This is a genomic window from Sporosarcina sp. FSL K6-1508, from assembly GCF_038007465.1.
In the GTDB taxonomy this organism is placed as follows: domain Bacteria; phylum Bacillota; class Bacilli; order Bacillales_A; family Planococcaceae; genus Sporosarcina; species Sporosarcina psychrophila_B.
On the sequence record NZ_JBBOXF010000002.1, the window covers coordinates 154,815 to 178,761 of the forward strand.

Annotated in this window: 30 protein-coding genes; 1 reads left to right on the forward strand and 29 read right to left on the reverse strand. The window is 36.4% G+C overall.

Annotation, left to right across the window (positions count from 1 at the left end; translation table 11 throughout):
• Window positions 1-403: 403 nt before the first annotated feature.
• From MKZ11_RS24790 to MKZ11_RS24920, 27 genes are all read right to left on the reverse strand, one after another.
• On the reverse strand, window positions 404-706 hold the full coding sequence (locus MKZ11_RS24790; RefSeq protein WP_340797256.1) for a hypothetical protein: 303 nt from the start codon (window positions 704-706) through the stop codon (window positions 404-406).
• Window positions 707-772: 66 nt separating this feature from the next.
• Complete coding sequence (locus MKZ11_RS24795; RefSeq protein WP_340797257.1) at window positions 773-1,051, reverse strand: hypothetical protein; 279 nt, start codon at window positions 1,049-1,051, stop codon at window positions 773-775.
• A gap of 13 nt (window positions 1,052-1,064) precedes the next feature.
• Window positions 1,065-1,439 (reverse strand): hypothetical protein, encoded by a 375-nt coding sequence (locus MKZ11_RS24800; RefSeq protein ID WP_340797258.1) that lies wholly within the window; start codon window positions 1,437-1,439, stop codon window positions 1,065-1,067.
• A gap of 476 nt (window positions 1,440-1,915) precedes the next feature.
• Window positions 1,916-3,796: an LPD1 domain-containing protein gene (locus MKZ11_RS24805; protein WP_340797259.1), complete on the reverse strand. Its 1,881-nt coding sequence runs from the start codon at window positions 3,794-3,796 to the stop codon at window positions 1,916-1,918.
• Window positions 3,797-3,925: 129 nt separating this feature from the next.
• Window positions 3,926-4,219 carry a hypothetical protein gene (locus tag MKZ11_RS24810; protein ID WP_340797260.1) on the reverse strand — a complete coding sequence of 98 codons (294 nt, stop codon included), beginning with the start codon at window positions 4,217-4,219 and terminating at the stop codon, window positions 3,926-3,928.
• Between the two features lie 261 nt (window positions 4,220-4,480).
• On the reverse strand, window positions 4,481-5,131 hold the full coding sequence (locus MKZ11_RS24815; RefSeq protein WP_340797261.1) for a TraX family protein: 651 nt from the start codon (window positions 5,129-5,131) through the stop codon (window positions 4,481-4,483).
• Window positions 5,132-5,187: 56 nt separating this feature from the next.
• Entirely contained in the window at window positions 5,188-5,520 is a 333-nt protein-coding gene (locus MKZ11_RS24820) for a helix-turn-helix domain-containing protein (protein ID WP_340797262.1), read from the reverse strand.
• Entirely contained in the window at window positions 5,517-5,999 is a 483-nt protein-coding gene (locus tag MKZ11_RS24825; RefSeq protein ID WP_340797263.1) for a hypothetical protein, read from the reverse strand. Before MKZ11_RS24825 ends, MKZ11_RS24820 begins: the two co-directional genes overlap by 4 nt.
• Window positions 6,000-6,100: 101 nt before the next feature.
• Window positions 6,101-6,454: a hypothetical protein gene (locus tag MKZ11_RS24830; RefSeq protein WP_340797264.1), complete on the reverse strand. Its 354-nt coding sequence runs from the start codon at window positions 6,452-6,454 to the stop codon at window positions 6,101-6,103.
• 102 nt (window positions 6,455-6,556) lie between these two features.
• A complete protein-coding gene (locus tag MKZ11_RS24835) occupies window positions 6,557-7,615 on the reverse strand; it encodes a DUF6094 domain-containing protein (RefSeq protein WP_340797265.1) in 1,059 nt (352 codons plus the stop codon).
• Between the two features lie 34 nt (window positions 7,616-7,649).
• Window positions 7,650-8,033, reverse strand: coding sequence for a hypothetical protein (locus tag MKZ11_RS24840; RefSeq protein ID WP_340797266.1), 384 nt, complete (start codon window positions 8,031-8,033; stop codon window positions 7,650-7,652).
• A 128-nt stretch (window positions 8,034-8,161) separates the two neighbouring features.
• Entirely contained in the window at window positions 8,162-8,545 is a 384-nt protein-coding gene (locus MKZ11_RS24845) for a hypothetical protein (protein ID WP_340797267.1), read from the reverse strand.
• Window positions 8,546-9,013: 468 nt separating this feature from the next.
• Window positions 9,014-10,360 (reverse strand): IS1182 family transposase, encoded by a 1,347-nt coding sequence (locus MKZ11_RS24850; RefSeq protein ID WP_340796165.1) that lies wholly within the window; start codon window positions 10,358-10,360, stop codon window positions 9,014-9,016.
• Window positions 10,361-10,472: 112 nt separating this feature from the next.
• The gene (locus MKZ11_RS24855) at window positions 10,473-10,646 is read right to left on the reverse strand and encodes a hypothetical protein (RefSeq protein WP_340797268.1); all 174 of its coding nucleotides are present in this window, start codon (window positions 10,644-10,646) and stop codon (window positions 10,473-10,475) included.
• Between the two features lie 110 nt (window positions 10,647-10,756).
• Window positions 10,757-11,287: a hypothetical protein gene (locus MKZ11_RS24860; protein WP_340797269.1), complete on the reverse strand. Its 531-nt coding sequence runs from the start codon at window positions 11,285-11,287 to the stop codon at window positions 10,757-10,759.
• A gap of 274 nt (window positions 11,288-11,561) precedes the next feature.
• Window positions 11,562-11,897 (reverse strand): hypothetical protein, encoded by a 336-nt coding sequence (locus MKZ11_RS24865; protein WP_340797270.1) that lies wholly within the window; start codon window positions 11,895-11,897, stop codon window positions 11,562-11,564.
• Window positions 11,898-12,106: 209 nt separating this feature from the next.
• A complete protein-coding gene (locus MKZ11_RS24870; RefSeq protein WP_340797271.1) occupies window positions 12,107-13,147 on the reverse strand; it encodes a diguanylate cyclase in 1,041 nt (346 codons plus the stop codon).
• 11 nt (window positions 13,148-13,158) lie between these two features.
• Window positions 13,159-13,944, reverse strand: a complete 786-nt coding sequence (locus MKZ11_RS24875; RefSeq protein ID WP_340797273.1) for a hypothetical protein — start codon at window positions 13,942-13,944, stop codon at window positions 13,159-13,161.
• A gap of 160 nt (window positions 13,945-14,104) precedes the next feature.
• Complete coding sequence (locus tag MKZ11_RS24880) at window positions 14,105-14,329, reverse strand: hypothetical protein (RefSeq protein ID WP_340797274.1); 225 nt, start codon at window positions 14,327-14,329, stop codon at window positions 14,105-14,107.
• A 151-nt stretch (window positions 14,330-14,480) separates the two neighbouring features.
• A complete protein-coding gene (locus MKZ11_RS24885) occupies window positions 14,481-14,699 on the reverse strand; it encodes a hypothetical protein (RefSeq protein WP_340797275.1) in 219 nt (72 codons plus the stop codon).
• Between the two features lie 545 nt (window positions 14,700-15,244).
• Window positions 15,245-15,415 carry a hypothetical protein gene (locus tag MKZ11_RS24890; protein ID WP_340797276.1) on the reverse strand — a complete coding sequence of 57 codons (171 nt, stop codon included), beginning with the start codon at window positions 15,413-15,415 and terminating at the stop codon, window positions 15,245-15,247.
• Window positions 15,416-15,720: 305 nt separating this feature from the next.
• Window positions 15,721-16,152: a hypothetical protein gene (locus MKZ11_RS24895; protein ID WP_340797277.1), complete on the reverse strand. Its 432-nt coding sequence runs from the start codon at window positions 16,150-16,152 to the stop codon at window positions 15,721-15,723.
• Between the two features lie 66 nt (window positions 16,153-16,218).
• Window positions 16,219-16,458: a hypothetical protein gene (locus MKZ11_RS24900; RefSeq protein WP_340797278.1), complete on the reverse strand. Its 240-nt coding sequence runs from the start codon at window positions 16,456-16,458 to the stop codon at window positions 16,219-16,221.
• A gap of 281 nt (window positions 16,459-16,739) precedes the next feature.
• Window positions 16,740-16,868, reverse strand: coding sequence for a hypothetical protein (locus tag MKZ11_RS24905; RefSeq protein ID WP_340797279.1), 129 nt, complete (start codon window positions 16,866-16,868; stop codon window positions 16,740-16,742).
• A 265-nt stretch (window positions 16,869-17,133) separates the two neighbouring features.
• Window positions 17,134-17,637 (reverse strand): hypothetical protein, encoded by a 504-nt coding sequence (locus MKZ11_RS24910; RefSeq protein WP_340797280.1) that lies wholly within the window; start codon window positions 17,635-17,637, stop codon window positions 17,134-17,136.
• Window positions 17,638-18,037: 400 nt separating this feature from the next.
• A complete protein-coding gene (locus MKZ11_RS24915; RefSeq protein ID WP_340797281.1) occupies window positions 18,038-21,157 on the reverse strand; it encodes a DUF5704 domain-containing protein in 3,120 nt (1,039 codons plus the stop codon).
• A 50-nt stretch (window positions 21,158-21,207) separates the two neighbouring features.
• Complete coding sequence (locus MKZ11_RS24920) at window positions 21,208-22,236, reverse strand: S-layer homology domain-containing protein (protein ID WP_340797282.1); 1,029 nt, start codon at window positions 22,234-22,236, stop codon at window positions 21,208-21,210.
• A 143-nt stretch (window positions 22,237-22,379) separates the two neighbouring features.
• On the opposite strand from MKZ11_RS24920, the gene MKZ11_RS24925 reads away from it, so the two are divergent.
• Complete coding sequence (locus tag MKZ11_RS24925; RefSeq protein WP_340797283.1) at window positions 22,380-22,559, forward strand: ribbon-helix-helix domain-containing protein; 180 nt, start codon at window positions 22,380-22,382, stop codon at window positions 22,557-22,559.
• Window positions 22,560-22,949: 390 nt separating this feature from the next.
• Here MKZ11_RS24925 and MKZ11_RS24930 read toward each other — a convergent pair whose 3' ends face one another.
• Both MKZ11_RS24930 and MKZ11_RS24935 read right to left on the reverse strand, forming a co-directional pair.
• Entirely contained in the window at window positions 22,950-23,045 is a 96-nt protein-coding gene (locus MKZ11_RS24930) for a putative holin-like toxin (RefSeq protein WP_340797284.1), read from the reverse strand.
• A 218-nt stretch (window positions 23,046-23,263) separates the two neighbouring features.
• Window positions 23,264-23,623 carry a hypothetical protein gene (locus MKZ11_RS24935; protein ID WP_340797285.1) on the reverse strand — a complete coding sequence of 120 codons (360 nt, stop codon included), beginning with the start codon at window positions 23,621-23,623 and terminating at the stop codon, window positions 23,264-23,266.
• Window positions 23,624-23,947: the final 324 nt, after the last annotated feature.

A 23,947-nucleotide genomic window follows, 5' to 3' on the forward strand; every position in this document is an offset into this window, starting at 1 on the left:
AATCCGATTTCAGAAGATCGGAATCAGTTACAACGATTCAATATTGTGGTAAGCGCAATTTTTGGAGTGGGATCACAAATTGGTAGCCTTATATTGTTAAAAATGAAAATTAAGATACTCCCCTTTCCATAAATCGACCAAAAAAAACTCTTCGGAAACCTCACGAAATAAACGTGTGGCCCCAAAAAGCTTAGATAGTCAGTCACCTGCGGATTCTAATTTCATATCGCTGTTAATGCCAATTACATCACGAAAGGGGGTTATAGAAAAGATCCATTCATATTTATATGACGATACCCCTAACTTCATTGCTTAGTAGTTATTGTCACCTTAAACTGAGGATTTTTGAATTTTATTTATCCTGCGTTTCCTTTCCTGGATATCTACGTGCAGATTGTTTGGATTAACGCTTCTTCTTGACATAAGGTTCAAACTTCGTAATTTCTACTTCACCTAATTGCATTGGAACCAACACAGGCAGTAAGTAAGTTGCTAAATATTGTTGGTCAGAAATATACATAAGGAATCCCATTGATGTTTCGATTAATTTTTGATCAAACAAATCCGTAATAATCACATCTTGCATTTGATATTTTATAATAAATGCACTGATTTGTAATGGATTATCATGTATCAAAACCGTATCTTCTCCACTTACATGTCCTATTATGAAACCTGTCTCTGTTCCTAAATGAATGGTTTTCATATTCTATCTTCCTCTCGATTATATTATTTTTGTTCAACTGTCCACTAATACTTTCAACAGTACCTATCAAAACAAAGATAGTTGTTCTTCCTCTCTTTGGTTTACATCTTTATTTAGTTCTTCAAAATTTGGATGTAATGAAGATTCTCCAATTACTTCTTGTTGTCTAGTTACTTGATTTCGTAAATAGGCAGCGCAGCAATTTTTTACTGCAGGATCAGTTACTTCATAGTAACAATTGGACTTTCCCATTTCACAAAATTTATAGTGACCGCAACAGCCGAAACCCGCTTCTGAGAATCCTGTAATTGTATGCCCTGTCCGTTTTGTAGGTTCCTGGTCCATTATCTTCTTCCTCTCATAGCGTTTTGTAGATGTCCCTCATTATAAAATCCTCCAATACATAACTATTAAAAGTAATCTGTAATGCGTCTTCCTTTTCGTGTCCATTTGACACCATATCCTTTACAACAAAACGCAGCATTGCATCTTGATTAAGGAATCTCTGCATCTTTTCAGGATAAAATTGAAACTCTTTCGAAAGTTCATTATACTTTCGAACGTGTTCCGAATTCTCTGGTCCAGATAGAACTACTGCATTGAAAATGAGTGATAATCTCATTTCCTGACTCTCTCCTAGATTGCTCTTATCATGATAAAAATTCAGTAACTCCATATTTGTTTCAACTAATTTCATTGTAGTAAATGGGCAATAGCCTATCTCTTTATTCATTTGTAAACATCTCCTCAATCATATTGGTTTCATATTTCACACTTAGTAGAAGAATGAACCGTTCTGGCCCAAATGCTTCTCCATACCGACACATAAAGGACCAACTAATGATCCTTTATCATGCTTGTTACCATTTTTCTCTCTAAAAATTATAATGACTTTAATTTTCTTGTTAAATCTTCAACGAAAGCGGTTGTACAAAGTGCCCCATTTGCAACATCTTGCGTCTTAGCAACTCGAATATCAGCTTCTGAGGGAAGTCTAAAAGTAGACTCTTTCACAACTGACTCTGTGTTTTCTAACGGCTTTTCTACAAATGTGCCACAATCTAGCTTCCCTTGTAAACATCAGCCGCTAGATAGATCACACTGCCGAATATTAATAAAACAATAATACCGACTAATTTCTGTTTCATATGTTCTCCTCCCCATTAGTTAATAAGTGCCGCCTATCTCCATAAATAGGTCGTCAAAATTTTACTCAGAAATAAACTTTCGAATTGAATCAATAAACTCAGACATGGCCATAAAGATTCGTTCACGCTCAATCCCTTGCGGAAATACGCTGTCACGAATGCCACATACTAAATAATCACTAACCCATAGCTTTTCTTTCAGTTTCTCGTACACATAACACTCGAATGCGCGCGCAGCCATCTCCAAGTTTGAGGACCAATACTTTCCGATAGCTCCTTTGTCCATATTAATTGCATACTGGAAATAGGATGATCGCTCGGTTGTATAAGGAATAAGATTAATTTCTTGCCCAGTTCTCTTCTTGTGGTACTCTGCAACCGCTTCTGCACTTGTTTTAATTTCTTTCAACCGTTGTTTTGCATATTTTTTCTGTAACTGAACTTTGTAATTCTCATTCACACAACCTGCTAAATGCCTTTCTACACGTGAATCAAAGGATTCTATCCGTTTGTCCATGAACTGCAGTAAGTTACCGTTCACTTCGTCATACAGGTTAGTAAAGCTACTTTTGACGGTGTAAGTCAGTTTGGAATTACGTACATCAATAAGTGCACTCGAATTTCCAACTTTCATTTTCCGTAGGAGTTTTGCAAGAGCATCAGTCACTTCAGTGGGCATTACACCAAATTCTTGTTCCGTTAGAAAGCCAACTTTGCCGTTCTCAAAGGAATGACTTACATTGAATAAATAATGGTCAAGACCATGAAACCACTCATGTGCCAAAATCCCAAGAGAACCTTTCTCCTTCGTCAAGTTGATAACCTTTCGACTAGGCTCATAATGCCCAAGTGCTCGTCCACGTCCACGCGATCCAAACGCCATTGCTAAGTCACCTTTTAGACTGACAGCCTTTATTGGAATTTCAAGGATATCAGCTAAATCGATGTAAGCTTCAGCAGAACGCATAAGGTGAGCTTGACCGATCTCATCATTAACATAATGGCCGAATTCAGAAGCTCGAAAACCAAAATACTCAACGTAGTGTTTAGGATTTTTAATAGCGATAAATGGTCCGCCGGTACGATTTGGACTTTCTGGTAGAATACGCTCCCAAACAGGTTTACGAGAACCACCTTTTGCAACTGCTTTATTCACTTCTGATATTGGAATCAATTCATTCCAATTCTTCACTGAAAAAGCTTTTTTCAAGACTGAAACCCGTGATTGATGTTTGCTGAAATAATTCGTAAAAGGACCTTTGTAGTCATACAATGCCATCGACATGTCGAGGTCGTGCATGAACAATGATGCAGTCTTTTCTTGAATCATCATTATTTTTTTGATTTTTTGTTCCTCGGACTCTTCATATAATAGTAGTTCGCTCTCTTTTTTAATCGTTTCCACAATAGGAATACATCTATCCTTACTGGGTGCAGATATAACAGTGAAAACACGGTGCTCAAAAAGTAAATAGTCATTTCTAGTTAGTACAGTTTTGAGTAAATCACTCAAAAACTTCATCGTATTCACATACTTTCGACGATCTTCCGCTGTATCTTTTGATTCTTTTGGAATCCGGTTAATGAAGAGTTGCATCGCTTTTGCGACACCAGGCTCAACACACCGTTTACGACAATCCTCAAATGAAAACCAATTGAAAAATGTGTTTCGTATGATTACCGCAGCAGCAGTAGTCACATCGGTTTTTTCAATTTCATCTAACAGCCAAATGCTAGGTCTTGCAAGGAATTCCTCACGCTGTTTTGCTAGGTCTTTCCGTGCGCCACCTATTTTTTCACCCACGTCGAAAGCAACTGACCGACTCACCTGTCCTTTAGTTCGTATATCTGGAACTATAGGTAAGGTATGTCTAGAAATTACAATCTGTTGGTTAGGCGTATTTTCCGGCATATCAAAAATGGACAATTGTTCTGTTAGCATAATACTATGCACCCCTTTGTAATTGATAAAAAAAGAGAGATACAATTCTCAAGAAAATCAAGAATTGTATCTCTCCGAACTCTGAGATTCAAACCATATAAGTTTGAATACCTACAGTAGCGTATTCCATTATGCTTTTGCCTCTTCCGCTGGCTCCATATCTAAAACAGTTAAATAACCATTTTTCCAAGATACTGTTACGCGAGTGATATATCCATCAACTGATTGTACAACTCGATAGATAAACCCTCGCTTCGGACAATGTTCTACGAATAAATTTTGCTCCTTCATTTTCTGAATGAACATTAATTTTCGTTTGTTAATCTTTACCTCTAATTCCTTTAGTTTTTGAATAAATAGCTCTTTTCCTCCATTAATTCTGTCGTTGATTCTTGTTTCTAGAGTAATTGTTGCTGTACTCATAGCTAACACCCTTTCCCAAAGTTTTTATCAGTTTCTTTTGTGCGAGAACGCAAAAAAGGCCCTTGGGCAGTTTGATTGCATAGCAAAATAGAATAAAAATGCTATGTTACACAAACAGCCCAAAGGCCTAAAATAGTTATCACCGCAGAAAACACCAAAAGGTGGATTTGCATTAAAAGTAAAAGAAAAAGATATAACTTTAGTTTATCAGATAATATCTTGAAGAACAACATTAAATACAAATTATAGGCTTGAAATCCGTTATTCCAATAGTAGAGATAGAAGATAGATTATCAGCAGGTGAACTGGATAGAACCAATAAAAAATCCAACGGTTTATGACTGGTATTTGAATCTTTTCAGTTTCAGGCATTCCAAATATTAATAGGAATCCTACAATTGCATAAAGCTGAATGAGTGCTCCATTTGATATAGCATTAACAACCGTTAGCGCGGCTATTAATAGAAAACCAAATATGTTCCTGGTACGTCCATAGGCAAATAAAGTTGGCAAGAGTAGCCCCCACCACCCATAATCTAGCGGCAATAATATTCCTATTGTTATCAAAATAGCAATGTTATACCATGTAGTATTTATAAAAAGAAGTCCTATTACAAGCGTGAATAGTATATTTGGATAGATCGTATGGAACATTAACATGTATGGTATTTGGGCAATGAAAGCAAATAATAATAGCCGCTCTATGTACTTACGTTTATTTCGAGTCCGTTGGGATCCTTCAGCAATTAAAAATGCGTATATTGGAAAGGAAATCCTTCCGATTATTCTAAATCCCGTAACATCTGGAAAAAATGCGTATCCAACGTGATCAATAACCATTGTAAATAAAGCAATCCATTTTAGTAAATCTAAACGTCCATCTCTTATTATTACGGTACTTTTTTGAAACATTTTTCGAACTTCCCCCCGACTAAAAAACGCGACCACTCTAGGAGGGTCGCGTTTTTTTAGTATACACTAACTTCTAATGCAGCAGTGTGTTCATCTTCAGCGAATGTTGACATAAGTTTCGCTACATCAGACATATTCAATTCCAGTGCACCAAAAATACTATCATAGTTTTCAGTTCCTAAATTTCCTGTACCGCCTTCAGCTCTTGCAATTGTTTTAATACTCACATTAGCTTTAGCTGCTAATTCTTTTTGTGTTAGCCCTAATTTCATACGTTGTGCAAATACGATCTTACCGTATAGTGCGGCAATTCCATAAAAGGCATCGTGTAAATCTGGATGTGTCTCTATTAATCGTGAATTATCAAGTAGATTTCTACCTTTTTTCATGATTTTTCACCCTCCAAATACTTTTTTGGGGTTCTCTTTACGTCTAAGTATACGTTATAAGTCAAATCTCTCATGGCATTCGTTTCATTAACATCAGGAATTAACGTTTTAACAACTACTTTCACAAATATATAATAAGATACTTTTTCAAATGTGAATGGGAAAAACAATAATCGCAAATGTTCATTACGTGATAAACCATATCTTACTTCATAAACAGGTGCCTTCCGTAAAGGCTTTATAATTTCATACCTCTTAGTAAATGACTGTCCATTTACTTTTATATCTAATTGAGTCTTTTCAGAACAAAGAATCTCTAAATTGCTATAAGCTAATTTTTCAAAGATTTTCTGCAGAAAAGTAAAATGTATTTTTGCTTTTTCTGAGCTTACTGAATCAGTTAAAAGATTATCCAAATATTCTCCAATCATATCTTGATTATTCTCATCTACAACCGTAATGATCTCATGTAATTTCATTAATAGTATCTCATATGCCACTCCAATTGTCAATCTATTAGAGCACTATATGACCTATCCTCCTTTTATTATTATTATTATTGTTTTAAATAACTTTATCATTACTCAACTATTAATTTTTTAAATTCATCTGCTAAGTTAACGTTAAAAAATCTGACTGCCTCAATAAAATAGTGAATTCGACTTTCAAACTCTTTTACGTCCCCGAAATCATTTTTTTCTTTAGCTATGTTTAAACACTCTATTTCCTTATAGAACTGTCTTCTTATTTCATCATCGGATAGAATAATCTCTCTCTCATAATCTCTAACGGGATTGTTTGTTTCATCGTTTTTCACGCCAAATGCTTGCCTAATTATTGCGATTTGCAGCATTACCTTCAAACTCTGCGCTCTTGTTGCTAAAAATTGAGTATCTAAATCAATTACTTTTTCCATTAACTTTCTATTATTCATTTTTCTTTCCCCCTGTATAAAATTAGTAATTTATCAATTCTTATTACACTTTTTGTCTGTTTAGGCTTGTATGATTCGACTTTCATTGTTATTTACATTTACTTACACAAACTTTATAACTCTTCCTGATGGTATAATTGCTTTAACAGAAACCTCTCTTTTTGTTCGTTTTCTTATTATGTTGTGATACTCCGTTTCCTCTTCGGTGACAATATGTGATACGACTTCCATACCTTGCAAGGCATGCAATCTGTCGCCTTCACCGATTAAACCGTTTACAACTCCAGACGATAGTAATTGTGCCATTAACCCCTGCGAAACATTAATCAGGGGATCTCCGCCGATAACAAGCTGCTTAGGTCTTGTGCGCTCTTTAAATGCCAAGAAACCTTTATTCGAGCGGATGGCCTTCACAAATTCACTTTTGTTTTCAACTCGTGAATAATAGGTTGGAATTGTAGTTCTCCCTGTTGGAACAAGCCAAGTTTTTCTACCGTTCAAAACATTTAACGGCGAAACCTTTTCTGAAATAAATTCCTCGTCATCCATCTTCATTAAGAATTCATAAAGGCTATTATTCAGTTCTTTACGAGTTGAATCCTTTTTCTTCCCAATAAAAATACACTGCCGGTAATCATCATAGTCTTCAACCGTGAATTTAGTAATTGCGATGTCCTCAAAGTATGTTCCTAAAAAACGTGCAATTTTACTATCTGCAAAACGGTAGGAAGGTATGATATAAATCATGATGCCGCCTGGTTTTAGGTATCTTGTATTTCTAACCAATTCGGTATATTCCTTTCGGTCCGTCTTTTCATCACCCATGCCCAGGATTGTATTGTCGTATGGCGGGTTAAGAAAAACCATACCGAATACATCATGCGCAATCACCATTGATTCAATAGGAGATTCGACAACAGTATCTAAAAGCTCCGTGGCCTGCAATGCGCGCCTTTTGTCTAACTCAACACCATAAGTGTGAATGGTATACAAACGCTCCCCACGTGGTTCAGTAAGCTGTTTTAAGATGTTCCCTTCGCCACATGTCGGATCAAATACAGCAGTATCTGATTCATACGTCAAAAGTGTGCGAAGATATTCACCTTGTCTCTCAGGAGTGGCAAAAAAACCTGCTCTTATTTTGTTTCCGATGTTAGACATTTGATTATTCTCCTCTCATCGCCTCAGTGAGCGACTAGTTTGTGATGAACTTGATTACATACTCACCGCTGATTTCGGATTCCACCATGCTATGATTATCGCCTAACCATTTTCTTTGATTTGCGGAAAGGCTACGAATACCGTTTAGACTTTCCTCATCATTGGATGTGAGAAGACAATTACCGTAAATGATTTTTTGCTCCGTGGCTTGTTGAATAGTCAACGTGTGCTTCACCCTGCTCTCTCCGGGTACTGGATACCACAACAAAATGTCACAAGGTAATGCTAATGCTATACAATCGCCGCCTAGTAACGTCTGCATGTGGTCAAAATCCTCTAACAAAATATTGTTTGCAAAAAAGTTACTTTCAAGAAAAAAGAGTGAAGACACTTTTTCCTCTACAATTGCTGTGACCATTGCAAAATACCTCCTCTAACTCATTTTTATTTGACTCATATTAATAGAAAAAGAGTTTCCGCATTATGCAGAAACTCTTCTCTCTCTTATTTCATTAATATTTGCATGGTCTTAAGTATTTGTTGTACTTACAATTCTCCCTCTCCAGTAAACCAAAAGAAATCGACGAAACGAGTCCATAGCGATTCTTTCTTTTCTTCACGTGTTTCATATTGAACTGTATCTGTGGAAGAATAGACAGTCCAACCGGAGTGTATCGAATCACCGACAATACGCCAGGCAATACGGTCATACTCATGTTGGTTCATTAATTTTTGGATACGTTGTTCTGCTTCTTGCTCTGCAGCTAGTTTACTCATTGCTAGAAGTCCGTAATAGTGTTTTATTCCGTTTAAGATACGTACCTCAACGGTAAATCGACAACCATCACTACTTTTTACAAATACCTCCCTAAAAACTGTTTCCATGACTGTTTCTTTTTGTGCAAGCGCACGAACGTCAACGTTAGTCATACAATAACACCCTTTCCCAAAACTATTTACTTCTTTGTGTATCACTTTTGTGAGAACGCAAAAAAGCCTTTGGGTTGTTTGGTTGCATAGCAAAAAAGAAAAAATGCTATGGTACACAAACAGCCCAAAGGCTTAAAATAGTCGTCACCGCAGAATCAACACCTAAAGGTGGATTTGCAAAAGAAAATAATTAAAGAAGTATGTCTTTAGTATAGCATGTTCTAGATTCTCGTCAACGATTTGTAAAACTATCGCTATTTCTTATAGTAAGGAGGTAAATGCCACGCATAGCATAAAAAAACGCTAGTATCTAAAAAGATACCAACGTTTTTCGATTAGAAAGCGCAAGCTCCTTCAATCTTAATTATTTATTTGAATCAATTTCATAATGCGTGTTTTTAAAAAATCATTGAGAAACAGAATTTTGGATGATTTCTTAAAAAAACCAATGAAATACTTACAGCGCAATTAGACTACGAAGATTTGTTGTTTGAGTCGATCAGTTGCTAATTTAGATGCATTGTATGCGATATGAATTATATCAAAATGAACTTTGGCTTTCTTTCCTGAGCAGTGGTAAATCTGGTTTAATAGAAAATACCCTTTCAAATATGCGTTTACACGTTCTACGGAACTTCGTTCCTTATAGATTTTTTTCCATCTCATCGAGCCTCTAGCAGGAGCTGTATAGCGTCTTAGATCTTTTGTAACCTTCATTTTGAATACTTTTTGGCACAAACTATCTTTAGCTAATGGACAGTCATCACATTCGTGCGGCCGTGTATATTTTAGTTGTTCTTGCTTTGCATCATAGCTATCATATCGATAAGAGTGTTCGCGCACACATGTGGGAGCGAAATGTTCATCAAACCCCACTGGTTCGGGTTCGTTCTTTTTATTATAGGCAATAACTGAGTGAGCTCCAATGCGATAAACTTGTTTATAAATCGGATGATAGTCATATCCAGCGTCCATTGTGGCATATTTGATTTTCAGCGAGGAAAAACGTTCCTTAATACCTTTTAGTAAGGGAATAGCGACTTTTCCATCGTTCAAATTTCCTGAAGAAAATAAGGATTGAAGAATGTACTGGCTTTCTGTTCCTACGGCGAGATGACATTTGAACCCGAACCAAAACAGATTTTTTCCTTCACTATTCTTTTTCACCCCCCATCTAGGTTGAGTGGGTATAGAAGAACGAAGTTCTGAAAGCGGGACGTCTAGTTGATCAGCAATCTTCTTTTCATACAATGGAAGATTGGCTTCTTTCTCAGCCTCTTCCAAAAGCCATTGTTCACGTTCTTCTTTCTTTTTACGGCCTCGTTTTTTTGGTTCTTTTGCTACTACTTCTTTCTTGAACGGTGCACGATCACGGGCTTCAACATGGGTTGCGTCAATCGCAATTGTTTCATCAGAAATGAATCCTTCCGACATAGCCAATAGAAGAAGTCGTTCCTGGACAATTTCCAGGGCATCAGATTCACTAATTAAAGCGATCATGCGTGAATAAGAAGCTTCCGATGGAACCTCATCCGAAACAAGAAAACCGCAGTCAATTTTGAATCGCAAATCATTATCGAGTCGTTTCACCAAGTCCTTTATAAATGGAATACGCTCAGTGACACGGATGATCAAAGAGAAGATCATAGCCGAATAATTTAGGGTTTGTGGTGGTCCAAAGCGAGATTTCTTCATCGCCACATCAAGAATGGGATGGATGTCGATACCTGATAAAACAGAATGAAAACGCTGGGTAGGTTCCAAATCAAATAAAACTTGCATGTCAAACAGTGATTGTTGTCGTATAATGGACAAAGGGAGTCCTCCTTCTTGTCTGAGAGTTTGTTTCGTCACTTACTCATTTCGACATTTGGGGAGGTACTCCTTTTTCTTTGTTTGGAAACCCTTGAGCCACAAGACCTCGGAATTATGAAATTGATTCATTTATATACTTATTTATATTAATCGTTTCTTCTAAATCGCATAAGCGACTAGACAATGCTAATTGAATTTCTTGTTCAGAAAGTGTCTCTCTTAATTCATCTTCAATAGCTTGTTGTATGTTATTCGTCAATAGGTAGATATATGTTGTTTTGGTCATATATAGCACTTCCTTCAATTCAGACTTCATCACGGTTGATAGACTTTTTTATTAGCACACATAGTGTCATAAACTCTATTTATAATTGATATTTGCAGCATCCTGGTAATTCATGAAAGTTCTGCTTCTTCCGCAAAAGAAAAAAGGTCAATAGGTTTATCCAAGAATACAGCTCCAGTAGATTCCATATCACGCATAAATTTAGAAACATTTCGCACCAAAATCTTTTGGCCACGAATTTGCAAATGAATATCATTTGTCGGTAATATCACAATTCCGATTTCTTTATTTTCGTAAATGCCATGAAGGGAACAACGACTATAGTGACTCTGTTCAGCTATTCGAATCAACTCACTTTGTGTCTTTTCTGACTTGTGAATCCATTCGATTCCGTTAATCAACGGATTGAACCTATTCAAGAATTGATCCATCAAATACTGGCATGCATCTGGCGTTCCCTTGAAATGTATACGGTATCCCATTGTCCCACGGCCTTTTGAAGCAAACGGTACAATTTTAAATTCTGTAACACCATCAGTCCATGTAATTGATTGTCGTTCGGTCCACTTGAAACGGAGTGGTAAGAGTAAAGGGAATAGAACATGCGGTTCCTCTTGAATAAAACATGTCAATCTATACATGTTCCTCACACTCCTTTCTATTAAGACAACTCAAACATTGTTCTTGTTGATTTATCATTGCTAACACCCTTCCCCAACTTTTTTTGTATAAAATTCCTTTTAGGGAACGCAAAAAAAGCCCTCGGGCAGTTTGATTGCATAGCAAAAGAGTAAAAATGCTATGTTACACAAACAGCCCAAAGGCTTTAAATAGTCGTCACCGCAGAATCACACCAAAAGGTGGATTTGCATTAAAAGTAAAAGAATCATATATAAACTAAGCTTATCAAAGGTTTTATTCTAAATCAAGTCCAGGTTCAACCTCATGTGGGACATGAGTAAAAAATGCGATTTCATTGTCTTCCGCAAGCTCCTCCAGCTTTTCAAATTCACTTTTTGAGATGATTACACGTAAATCATGATTATCTAATTCTAAATATACAGGCAATGCGTCCTTAGCTTTCATTTCAATACTTTTAGTTAAAACAAGTTTTACATTTTTCTTGTACGAAGCCCCTTGCTCAATCAAAGAAACCTTCGTAAGTCCTACAAAAAGGAATAGTTCCAATTCCCCTTGGTCGTTCTCGAAAATGTTTTTAATTCGAGCGAATACATATTCATTAGTTTGCATGCGATTACACTACTTTCTGTCTTCATTATGTTTCAAACAACATATTTTATGGAAAAAGGGAACACTAATGGTTATATAAACAATAGCGAATCTGTAGCCTATATGCAACAAAAATAATACATCAATTTAAATCAATATTCGACATTCAGTACACAAGGAATAGGTACAAAGAAACAGCTAGTCTCGTTTTCAGAGATTAGCTGCACAATTCACTTAAATATAACTTGATTTTTCCCACTATTCTTTGCTTCATACATTCGTTCATCTGCTTGCTTAATAAGCAAATGACTATTCCCTTTTCCTCGTGCAACACCCACGCTGACGGTTACTCCCGCTTTCTTCTCAACTTGGCGGCAAAATCGTCCAGCTAATTCTTCAGCATCACCGTTGTATACGATTCCAACCAATTCTTCGCCCCCGAACCTGCAGCCGTAACCACTTTCCTCAAGCACTTCTTGTAGTAGACTGGAGACCTTTATCAAGACAGCGTCCCCCTCATCATGCCCTTTTGTATCGTTTAACTGCTTAAAGTTATCAATATCTGCAAAGATGATACCAATTTCTTGTCTTTCGGCTAATTGTTCCGCCTTTTTTTCCATGTATGCTTTATTATATAAACCTGTCAAGCCATCGGTCATACTATTGATACTTGCAGCCCTTAACATGAAAACGACACGCTCGAAGAATCTAAACATCTCGTAACAAAGCAACATGAATAAAAAGAAGCTAAATAGAAAACGTCCACCGTTATATGGAAGTAAATTACCGATGAAGTTTAGTATTCCCAATATCAAAAAAGAAATGGCCAATATATTTTCCTTCAAGAAGCCTTCTCTTATCTCATACAATAAGAACGCCCCATACATCAATAGTGATAGTCCAACTATTACGCCAGCGAGATTTGCAGGAAACAGAAGCGATATGACCGTCACCAGTAACATTACGGTATACGTCCACTGTTGTCTGATAAGTAATGCCTTAGAAAAGTACAGATTAGCCCCGACCGATACTAGAACTGAAATAGTGGCGAGATGAAAGGGAAGACTCCAGAACGGTAAAGCTTCCCCGGACGCCCATCTGTAGGGGAAAAAGGCTATGCTGGCATTAACGAGAAAAATAACCCCTAAAGTTAAATCATTAGTTCGTTTTGTTTTACTGAATAATTGAATGGATAATGCTGTCATCAGTAGTAATACAACGGGTATGTATATCAACGGCAGTGCAATTATGTCGATAGAAAATAACTTCATTTCTACCCCTCCTAACTTCCTTTATTCATACTCCTGATATCTTCGGCTATTATAATTTCAGTTTCTATTCGTCGATTCAAAATTTCCAATTCCATCTCTATTTTTAATTGATTATTTTCATCTACTATTTTTTCTAAGTCACTGAAATCATTAATAGGATATTTCAATAACTCTCTTATTTGGTAATGCAATGAGTGTTTTTGCATTAGACCTTCTTTTCTCGCCACTTCTAACACGCTTGCAAGCTCAGTGAATGCATCTTCGTACTTATACATTAAGGGTCCATATACATTCGGTCGTTCTCTGTACAAACGCAGTATATAATCTAGTTCATGACATGTTTCATAACATAGACTTTCTTTATATCCAATCTTCAACCAATCAATATTTTTACCTAATATACGCTTTGATTTCATTAACTTCTCTTCCGCTAATTCTCCAACTGCAGGAGGTTTAACTCTAACAGTTTTAATTCTTAAATCCCCAAATACTATGTGGTAGACGAGAAATAGCAAAGAAAACACTGCTAATTGTTTCGCTGAAATATACGACGTACTATGAAGTATCATCATAAACATAAACAATAGCGCTAAGATTAATGATATATATCTTCTGTTTTTTTTCATAGCTACCCCTTCTTTTCTTTGTATATCGATATCCTCATAATATGTTGTGTTTTTTTTATCCTCATGAATGCTTTCATGAGGAATCGATTTTTCGTAATCTAGTCTTTCACAGCAATTTGGTAGCGTCTGAAATCCGAATTTCACCATGCTATCAGCTACTTCTATACCCAAACCTCAACAATCACAGGATCATCGTTAGGGTCACGGTCAAGTCTCTGCATATGTGGCGGGATAGTATTTTTAATAGCCGCGTATGATGATTCTAAGTGTACGAAGTACAGTTCACTACTTTCTCCGGCAAAACTTTTAAATCTAAACTGGTTATAAATCTCTATAATTCACGTTTATTTTTAAGCCCAATGCCTAATCTATTAAGTACGTCCAAATATATAAATGTGATTATGCAATAAATAGATATACTCAATGCTATCCACCCTTTGATATCTTTGGAGTGTAAAAAATATATAGCGATCGTTAAAAAACCAGTTATTAGTAGTAAATCTAATACCGGTTCAAAATCTTTCTTCATTTTATTTACAATTTGATTTTTATTCATCAGTCTCCCCCTAGTATCGAATAATGTGTTAGGAATCCATCTTAGCAAGAAAATCAGCCTTGTAGGCATCTAATGTGTCTAAACCACCGCCGGTTAGCAGCGCTTAATGGGCGAAATACAAAGATGTTATTTTTTTAAAGAAAGTCCTTTGTTATGGGGATATATTATCGCTAATCCAAAGATAAACATTATCTCCCACTTCCGTATCATTCCACCCCCACATCTCAGCAAGTTTTATAATATGATTAGGTAATTCATTTGCTATCCTATTAGTTTCTGATTCACTTGGTTTTCTTCCTAAAACCTGTACGAATGAGTCGTGGATACAAAATTGCTTATTTTTTAATTGTATCTTCTTTTCAGTTGGCATATTTTTTACCCCTTAATTTTTTAATAATGACAAACATTTTATGAAGCTTCTCATCAGCTTTAATCTCATAATGTTTAAAGTAATTCCATGAAGCCCCCATAATCAACTTCCTTTCTGATACGACGTATCTTTAGGGCACAAAAATCTTGAACCGCGTATTAATCACAATTCATTAATGGGTAAATAAATAGTTCATCCAATGCTTTATTAAATAATAGGCTAATGGTAATAGTATCAAATACAAGACAAGCTTCACGACATTTATGATTATTATTTTTCTTTTTTCTTCAGGCATAGCAACATTATTAAAAGTGATAAAAAGAACTGTTACTAAAAGCATAATGAATAAAATATAGCCAAAGATTATTTGCAATATCACGTTATTTCCTCTCCTTTGTTGCAAGGTAATGCCAGTTAGCGAATAAGCTGTTATTTCTTTACCCTCGCAACAGAATCTGCTTCCAAAGTCTCTATTCTCTGTTTCATAAGGTTTACTCCATCCTTTATAACAGAAACATGTTTCTTCTTAACTTTGGCCATCTCCATCATTTCAATAGAACTCTTTCTACTTCTTTCCTCATCTTGCCTTGAGCGTACGCCAGGTCTATAATGCCTTTGTCGTAGTCTTCCATGAAGCCAAGGTAACTAACTGAACTATGAATTACGTTCATACCCCCAAGTCCAGAAGTAACGTTCTGTACTATAAACATGGTCATGAAACTATTTGCTGCAATAAAGATAAACAAGGCAAGTATGATTAATATCCTTTTGACTCTTAGACTAGGTTTTTTAATGAAATTTCGCATATCTCTTTATCAACACCTTCTGGAAATTTTCTATAACTCTAGACTACTGACCAATTTAAAATAAGACATATTTTTTCCCTGTCTTTTGTAATGTGAACTCCAAAGCCGTGGCTTTCATAGTAATTCTTTACATTATCTAAAATGGAAGGGGAGTTGTCTAAAAATTGCTCCCAACTGCCCCCCTCCTTTACTACGCCTAATGTTCGAAATGCGACTTATTTAACTCTAACAATCTCACCATCTATATATTTATACATAATGCTGTTATTATCTTCTTCGAACTTACTTTCAATATGCTCAGCGGATACTATAATGTTTGCTAATACATCTGTAAAAAAATGTTCTATTAATTTATCGTAATTTTTTACGCAACATTGAAATGTCCAAACACCTGTATTCATATCAATTTTTCGTTCAAAACCGTCAATAGCTTGTTCATTAAGGTATTCTCCTGTTTCCCAACCTGTCGGCATATACGCTGATGTTCCTGTTGGGATCAAATCAGACCTTTTTATTTTTGTGAACTTATCCAAAAATGAAAAATGAACTACATAATCAGAAAAATATGCTTCCTCATTGTTGATTTTATTAATCATTTGTCTAAATTCTTTTTTTACTGTGACTTTAATTCGTAATCCTGTGTACATTTCCTTATCTCCTTTTTGCGTCACATAATGTGTCTACTTGTGTTGTTCGGTCGTACTGTTCAACACTTACATAGAAAATAATTTTTCAATTAAGGTATCCGATTCATGTTTAAGTTCCCAAACAGGTTCCTTTAAGGGTTCTTCTACTTTTTCATGTAGCGTAAGAACAATAGCAGAAATCTCTCCTAACCTTTCAATTGCTTCATACTTATTGATTTTAGGATTAATTGTTCCATAAAACTGGCTTTTAATTTCCTTCACTCGATAATCCATAACCTCTTTTAAAATTTGAATGTCAATTTTCATTTAATATATCCCCCACATAGTTAGTGTCTACAGTGTAGTTTAATCACTCTGTATGTATTTCGCTATACTTCCTTGCCACCGCTTAAATACTCAATAGAAAGCTTATGTTCACACGCACTGCATAAGTTCATCTCTAGTTCGTCCAGCCACCAACAAGGTCCGGCTTCTGTTACACAAGCATTTTGGTCTGAACACCCACATATCCTGCATACTCCCTCACCTAGCATGTTCTTTCACCACCTTTCGAGTTACACCGTGGTCTTACTACATATCTTTTTGCCTTATTTAACAAATGCAAAATAACCGACAACAGCTGCTATTGTGAACGTCATCGAAATAACAATTATAGAAATCCTATGGGGATAAACATCTAGCTCCAACCTATTAAGTGAATGCTCTAATACTTTCATAATCATCCCCCTATACTCGTCTGTTGTGTTTCAAGACCAAATTAGTATCAAAACGCAGTTCACCATTAAAGCTATGACAACTGTAACTGATAGGATCATAGAAGTTCCTACCGACATTTTTATGACACTTTTTAAAAATGTAAGTCTAAATAGTTCTCGAAATCTGTAAACCTTTTCATCAGCTATAATGATTGAAGTTTTCTTCATTTATAAAACCTCCGACATAGTTTACCTTCTTTGCCTTACTAGGTGTTGTAAACTTTCCTTATTTCACTTCTACTAGTAAAAAACTATCTTGAATCGATATATCAATCACCTGAAATCCTTGTGATTGGAAGAACCCTTTAAATTCAGCTATCATACTATTATTCACAATATTTTTCGAGAATTCTATTTTATCGTCATTAGACATTATGAAATTTATGAGTTTTCTAAAATCATGAATCTCCATTTCTTCATAGGCAATTTTTTGTTTTAGCCATTTAAACAAAAAAGGTCTTGTAAAGAATTTTTCTTCTGCTAAAACCCCTACATCTATTGCATAGCAAGGGTCGTAATCGCTAACAAAAAAAAGATCGAAGTAAAAGCTAAAGTAATAGGAATTATTTGTTTTAATTTTATCTTTCATATCGAAAAAATTAACAATTTGTTCTTTTTTATTACTCAATTCATCTAATACACACGTATTCATAGTATCTTGTAGGATTTTTATACATTTATTAACCATGATGCTGTTATGTTCCTCTCGTTGCATAAATTCTTTCTTCATATAAGTCTCCCCCAACATGTTATTTCTTCTTTCCGCAGCCTATTAATAAAATTGGCAAAATTATAAAAATAGTAATCTCCTCGTACTACGCATTAATCAGTTTTGGACTTTCATAAATCGTAGCTTCCATAAAGTATTTTACAATATTCCCCCCACGTCGTACCCTCATTCCTGCATCTAATGTGTCTAAACCACCGCCGGTTAGCAGGCGAACTACAAAGATGTTATTTTTCTAATTCAATTCCTATCATCCGAATCCCCTAAGTACGGAAAATACCTTTTAGAGCGGATGAACCTTCTTTCAAAAATATACAAAGAAAAATCAATTTCATCGTATTTCACTTTGTATATTTTTGAAAATGCCTCTGAACATAACCCTCAGAGGCATTTTCATGTTGTATTAATGGGTTACGTTTGAATTAAAATCAGAGTATGAAGAATTATCCCCATGATAGAAAAGAACGTCACCGTCTATCAAGTTGAAATTATTGCCGTATGGATCATTGAAATTGTATTTGAAGCCTTCCATCTTCCACTGGTTTGCAAGTGGGCCTTTATGGTACTGCAACCGTGGATTTTCTGTATCTCCATTATCAATGGTTTCAATATTGAAGTTCACAATGACATATCCATCTTGCAAGAAAATAGGTGATTTCTTTGTTAGACGGTGTTCAACACCATAACCCGCAATATCACGCCCTTGATCCACCACATAAATGTCCGCTGGTAAACTGTACTCTCCATACCATTGTTGTTCCCTAGCCTTTACATCGACGGGAGGAACCATAGAAGTAGACGGGACAAGAGTTGCATCGGGTCCAATTAACGTGCGAAGATTCCAGTTAAGTATCTGCCAACTATATGTTCCAGTTGTCTTTTTCTTCTTGGAATAGTTCCGTTCAAAATTACGGATGAATGTTGGTTTCGTTGTTTTATCAACAAGCGTTCGATAACCGTATTCATCAGGATGACGGTACGTGAAGTCGGCTGTATCCGCCAGTTGCTTCTTATCCATATTTCGAAGAGGTTCATTCAAAGTTACTTCGCGGTACTCTTTGTCCTTATCAGAACCAATCTTCACGAAGTAATTCGCATCTGAATGATAATACACGTCAACTGGGCGGCGATCTGTTCCATCCTTTTTCACAAAATAGAAAGAAGGTACAATACGAACTGCATCATTCGAGTTCCACAGATTACCTTTTGATTTCATATCGAATTTAAACTGATAGCCCGTCTTAACTGCGACGTTCTTCATTTCATTCGGATAACCTTTAGGGTGACTGCCATGACGGACGGGCAACGTAAACGGTGCTTTGTTACCCCGTATGTCACCATCAATCATTTTGTCACCAACCCAATAGTAATTACCGGTATGCTCAATCAACCCTTCTGTCGTTCGGAAAACGGGACCCCATTGGAAATCAAGAATATCCGTTACCCGGAAGTCGTAGAGACGACCGACGACATCAACTGCAATAGTATCGTAAGCCACGTGATTTGCCATGATTTCATCCGGTGTTCGATACGTTAGATTCAAGTTGGCGTGGTGCTCTTGTGGCAACAAAGCTGGTGCGTTGATAGCTACCGTTCGATAATCGACTGTGTAAGCTGCTTCTGGAACCCATACAGGCAAGAAGAAGTTAACTGTCTCGATATGAATTGGAACGGTAATCCAGGTGTCCTTCGGGTAAAACGCTAGTTTTGTTTCTGAATAAACATCGAACGGAAACTTCACTTGTTTTTCCCTTACATACTTGGCAAAATCACGATTTCCATAACCAGGAGCCATTGCCACTTGCAAATGTTGTCCATTTGTCGGTAAGGACACGCTGAACGGTCGGTCCAATATGAACGCATGACGGTCGGCATCAGGATTAGGTGGAGTAGCCCGCTTGGGTGGTTCAGTACGTTGGTCATGCTCTTTATCGTCCGATGCCCTGGCATACATGACAACAGGTGTATGAACAGTGACAGTATTGATCTTTCCAGGTGAATGCCCTGTTACCGATAAGGAACCGCTTGATACATTGATAGTAAATACACTTCGATAGTTTGCAGTAATGGAACTTGCTGTTTGCCATTTGTTCACTTTCAATGGATCTATAAGCAGTGATGTTTGAGATACAGGTACTTGGGGTGCAAGAGGTACATCTGTAGGCCTTGGCGCATCAAGTGATGCAAGGTCATCCCTCATCGAAATGTTTCCGTCTACTTCCACGAAATCATTTTTAACGTCTGGAGGACGACTCCCCATATTGGCTTCCCCGCTAATATCTTCAGAGGGTTCGCCTGCAGGTTCCCCATCGATCGTTTCTTCACCTAAATAAATCCCTTCACACATTTGTGGAAACACATGTGCATCCGTACTTGGATCATGTGTACCGCTTGCGGTAGGTTGTTGTGGATTCTGAACAGTTACTTGGCCATTCGGCAAAGCATAGTTCTTGAACACCGCTTCAATGAAACCATAAACGTTTAGGTGTCCCACCAACCAATAGGAGATATTATACGGATCTTGTATAGGTACTTCTTTTCGTACATGTTCATAATTGACAGTAGTAGTCGTTTTTCCATCTTCGTCTTCTTCTGAGACATCTTCCCAACGATAGATATAATCTTTTGTTACTTTGAAATCATACGTGACTGTTCCCGTCATACCTGCATAACGGTAATCCGCTAAATACTTTTCGGAATGTCCGTTGACTTTTAGATATTCCGAAGAGGGTATACCGTACTGCAACACATTAAACTGGCTACTTTCATGAGACTCAGTAATCTTTCCATTTGGATCGGCTGTCATATTCGCTCCCGAGCTAGACATTCCGTTCGATTCACTCACTTGCGTATCGATCGAACAAAATAAATCAGGTGGAGGAATCGGCGGCGGCCCTGGGTCGTTAGTTTCATTACATTCTTCTGTTGCAGGGTCACATTTGTCACCTGGTTCCTCACAATCTTCTTTGTCAGGATCACAAACAGGCTTTTCTTCATCCAGCGTGAATGTGAGAGTTAACTTGAAGTCGGTGTTGTTATAGTACCCTCCTCGTTCCCCTTCATTACATGGATACCACTTGCGTTCTACCCCCGTAGGACTTTCTGTTTTCGATCCGGTTTGATAAACCAAGTCTTTTCCACTTGCGAGGGCTGCATCATACATATCCTGCCCGAATTGTGCAACTATTTCAGAACGGTATTCAGACACGGAATATTTTTTATCTCGACCACTGTCAGAAGTGACAGTGACTATATCTTTATTCCACACACCCTTTTCATCACAGATTAAGTCATAGGCACTCCATCCCGTTCGACCCGGCACATCTCCAGCTGAGTCTACATATTCCAGAATTTCAGCCACTGTTTGTGGGCCTGGATGCTCATTTGGATCATGTGCCAAAATATCTTTAATCACATAAGTCCCGCCAGGTGCTAAAGCTGCATATGTCACCGGAGTGTTAATAATTCCAATAGAATTATAAAACAATAGGACTAACAAAACTGATATTAAGCGTTTTTTCAAGTAGCAACCTCCCTTCTCGTCCCTACTTTTTTTGGTTACTTTTTATTTACTTAATATGTCAGAAACCCTAAATACAAACAATTTTCTTCATAGTCGAAATACATTGCATACTTCACTGCATCATCGTCTGTGTTTGTAATCATTTGACCAGTTGTAACTACTTGGTTATGCATTGCTATAAGGTCAGCTAGTGAAACCTGTAAAATTTTTGCTTGATTTTTTAGATAGACACCCTTTGAGGACTTTATGTTTGTTGTCGATGTTGTTCGATTTAATCCATTTTGAACAAAATAAGTATTAAATTCCTTCTTCATGTTCTTAGAAAATGTCATTCTATCTGTCTGTCCTGCCGGTAAAGGTACATCAGTTCCATGAGCATAGCGGAACATTACTAACTCACTAAGAATTTGTTCATTCGTTAAAGCATTCAATTCTGCTTCTGTCATTGAATTTAAATCTAAAGGTTCATTCACTTGATTCATCGCCCGATACATAAACACCGCATAATGCGCCCGTGTTAGTGGAGCGTTCGGTTTAAAAAGACCGTTATCACCGGTAGTTATTTCATTAGCGTAAATTGCGCTCACATAATCATAAGCCGAATGATTTTTAGGGACATCTGGGAAATCCTTACTCGCTTTTCCTTTTAAATCAAAAGCAATTGCCAATATTTTAGCCATTTCAGCGCGAGTAATCGGTTGATTCGGATTGATGTTCCCCTTTGCATCGGCTACAAAAATACCGGCTTGTTGCAACTTCTTAATATCATTGAAATTAGGATTACTTTCAGATACATCTTTAAACTTCACGAACGGCTTAACAGCAGGCAGTTTCTTTGTCCGACTTATAAGTGCCGCCGCATGTTTACGACTAATACTTTCATTAGCACGAAATGTTCCATCTTCAAAGCCACTGACAATCCCTTGCTCACGCATCGTATGTATGATGTCGTAATAAGGGCTTTTAGTAGTGACATCTTTAAACGGCGTCTTCACGGCAGCACCTGCCTGTACAGGTACAATAATTGCTGGAGTAATGACTGTGAAAGCAAGTGTTGCAAGTAATAATTTTCTATTCATTTGTTGTTCCTCCTTCGATTGTCAAGGGAAAATCCCTTAATACCATCTTCTCATAATCCCCCTAAAAGTGCAAGCACATGCATGCACTTGCTTGCACTTTTATTTCATGATAATATTGTGAAAAGAAGAGGTGAAAAATCTGTATGGCAAAGAAAAAAGATACATTAGTCAATCGGACACGATTGTCGAATTCAATTCGAAATGACTTAAACGATGCATTCAACCAGCTAACAAAAGATACAAACATTACTAAATCTAAATTGTTGGATCAAGCAATCGAACTCTTGTTGAAAGAACACAATCGACCAATCCATAAAGATTAACTTTGATATCTCTTCAATCACCTTCGCTTTTTTACGCCAAATAAACAAAAAAAAACCCACACAAAAGCCCTGTATATACAACAGGTTTTCGCGTGAGGGTATTCCTCTTTTGGCGTATGTATTTTTCATATATTAACTATTTACGCTACTATCATACCATATTGAAACAAATGTGCAAAGACTCATTTAGTTGATTGAAAGGGATAGTAAAACTGATAGGTAGACAGTAATTATTCGTTTTGTTATAATTATCGTAGAAGCAGGATATATTAAAAAAGACCACAACGATGTTTGTCCATCGTTGCGGTACACATAATAGGCAGGTTCCCATAAGGGGATCAGCGTCACGCGATGAAATAATCCACCCGAGCCGTCAAACTCAAGGGTGGATTATTTCTTTTGTGACATCGAGTACGACAGTGCAATCACAGCTACGATTAGTGAAGCAAAACTAATCGCGATTACAAGCGTTTCAAATGTAGTCACTCAGCAGCACCCCCTTCCGTCAAGGGATTTTCCATGACCGGAGCAAGCAACAGGATGCTGACCACCCTCAAAAACCTATTCTATTTATCAAGACCTAAATTGAAAAAAGTTGATAAATTAAAGGACATAACATATTTTATATGACTAATATGTTATGTCCTTTCTTCTTAAACTAAAGCACCCGTTAGTACAATAAGAATAAAGCAATTAGTAACACATTATTTTAATGTGTTAGTTTTTCTGTCTATTAGATGTTTAGCTAAATCTGCGTTGGCTCTTCCATCTCCAGCAGTGACTTTCCAACCAAATATGTTATTTTGGATTTTCACGTTAGAAGTCGTATTAATAATATCTGAACCATTTGTTCTTAATAGCAAATAATAAGTATTAGAAATGTCTGTTTCTACAACATCTATTAGCTGTGTAGAATCATTATCAAACACTTTTGTTATATATTTTTCAATTGCTTCGTCACGAGTTGATAAGTGAGTCGAATATTGATTAATACAAAAAGAAATAATGATTATGAACCCGATTGAAAAAAAATAAATCAATAATTTTTTATACTTATTTTTCAAGTTGCCCCTCCTCTTTTACTATCTTAGAAACTAATTATAAACCCTACATAAAATACCTGCTTGTTCAACTAACCTGCCCCGTTAGTTTAAGTGTATTTCTTCACAATCTTTATATTTATTTTAACATAAATATCCAGTTGAACTAAACTAATTTTATTAGATTTAGGGCAGGCGTCATCATATCATTTTACGATAAATAAACCTTTCCCCTTAACATAGCACAAATAAAAAATAAACTCGTTCATTTGAGCGAGTTTATTTGGCTTAATGATTATATGGTTTGTTGGTGTTAGAACCATTCATAAATCTCTCTTCAACCAACCT

What these genes read in the sequence shown, in the direction of transcription:
- MKZ11_RS24795 (WP_340797257.1), bottom strand. Translation starts at nt 1,051, where the DNA reads ATGGACCAGGAACCTACAAAACGGACAGGGCATACAATTACAGGATTC.
- MKZ11_RS24890 (WP_340797276.1), bottom strand. Translation starts at nt 15,415, where the DNA reads ATGACCATGTTTATAGTACAGAACGTTACTTCTGGACTTGGGGGTATG.
- MKZ11_RS24830 (WP_340797264.1), bottom strand. Translation starts at nt 6,454, where the DNA reads ATGAATAATAGAAAGTTAATGGAAAAAGTAATTGATTTAGATACTCAA.
- MKZ11_RS24835 (WP_340797265.1), bottom strand. Translation starts at nt 7,615, where the DNA reads ATGTCTAACATCGGAAACAAAATAAGAGCAGGTTTTTTTGCCACTCCT.
- MKZ11_RS24905 (WP_340797279.1), bottom strand. Translation starts at nt 16,868, where the DNA reads ATGAAAGTATTAGAGCATTCACTTAATAGGTTGGAGCTAGATGTTTAT.
- MKZ11_RS24895 (WP_340797277.1), bottom strand. Translation starts at nt 16,152, where the DNA reads ATGTACACAGGATTACGAATTAAAGTCACAGTAAAAAAAGAATTTAGA.
- MKZ11_RS24885 (WP_340797275.1), bottom strand. Translation starts at nt 14,699, where the DNA reads ATGCCAACTGAAAAGAAGATACAATTAAAAAATAAGCAATTTTGTATC.
- MKZ11_RS24880 (WP_340797274.1), bottom strand. Translation starts at nt 14,329, where the DNA reads ATGAATAAAAATCAAATTGTAAATAAAATGAAGAAAGATTTTGAACCG.
- MKZ11_RS24865 (WP_340797270.1), bottom strand. Translation starts at nt 11,897, where the DNA reads ATGCAAACTAATGAATATGTATTCGCTCGAATTAAAAACATTTTCGAG.
- MKZ11_RS24900 (WP_340797278.1), bottom strand. Translation starts at nt 16,458, where the DNA reads ATGAAAATTGACATTCAAATTTTAAAAGAGGTTATGGATTATCGAGTG.
- MKZ11_RS24855 (WP_340797268.1), bottom strand. Translation starts at nt 10,646, where the DNA reads ATGACCAAAACAACATATATCTACCTATTGACGAATAACATACAACAA.
- MKZ11_RS24840 (WP_340797266.1), bottom strand. Translation starts at nt 8,033, where the DNA reads ATGGTCACAGCAATTGTAGAGGAAAAAGTGTCTTCACTCTTTTTTCTT.
- MKZ11_RS24825 (WP_340797263.1), bottom strand. Translation starts at nt 5,999, where the DNA reads ATGAAATTACATGAGATCATTACGGTTGTAGATGAGAATAATCAAGAT.
- MKZ11_RS24870 (WP_340797271.1), bottom strand. Translation starts at nt 13,147, where the DNA reads ATGAAGTTATTTTCTATCGACATAATTGCACTGCCGTTGATATACATA.
- MKZ11_RS24805 (WP_340797259.1), bottom strand. Translation starts at nt 3,796, where the DNA reads ATGCTAACAGAACAATTGTCCATTTTTGATATGCCGGAAAATACGCCT.
- MKZ11_RS24815 (WP_340797261.1), bottom strand. Translation starts at nt 5,131, where the DNA reads ATGTTTCAAAAAAGTACCGTAATAATAAGAGATGGACGTTTAGATTTA.
- MKZ11_RS24845 (WP_340797267.1), bottom strand. Translation starts at nt 8,545, where the DNA reads ATGACTAACGTTGACGTTCGTGCGCTTGCACAAAAAGAAACAGTCATG.
- MKZ11_RS24910 (WP_340797280.1), bottom strand. Translation starts at nt 17,637, where the DNA reads ATGAAGAAAGAATTTATGCAACGAGAGGAACATAACAGCATCATGGTT.
- MKZ11_RS24920 (WP_340797282.1), bottom strand. Translation starts at nt 22,236, where the DNA reads ATGAATAGAAAATTATTACTTGCAACACTTGCTTTCACAGTCATTACT.
- MKZ11_RS24925 (WP_340797283.1), top strand. Translation starts at nt 22,380, where the DNA reads ATGGCAAAGAAAAAAGATACATTAGTCAATCGGACACGATTGTCGAAT.
- MKZ11_RS24860 (WP_340797269.1), bottom strand. Translation starts at nt 11,287, where the DNA reads ATGTATAGATTGACATGTTTTATTCAAGAGGAACCGCATGTTCTATTC.
- MKZ11_RS24790 (WP_340797256.1), bottom strand. Translation starts at nt 706, where the DNA reads ATGAAAACCATTCATTTAGGAACAGAGACAGGTTTCATAATAGGACAT.
- MKZ11_RS24820 (WP_340797262.1), bottom strand. Translation starts at nt 5,520, where the DNA reads ATGAAAAAAGGTAGAAATCTACTTGATAATTCACGATTAATAGAGACA.
- MKZ11_RS24810 (WP_340797260.1), bottom strand. Translation starts at nt 4,219, where the DNA reads ATGAGTACAGCAACAATTACTCTAGAAACAAGAATCAACGACAGAATT.
- MKZ11_RS24800 (WP_340797258.1), bottom strand. Translation starts at nt 1,439, where the DNA reads ATGAATAAAGAGATAGGCTATTGCCCATTTACTACAATGAAATTAGTT.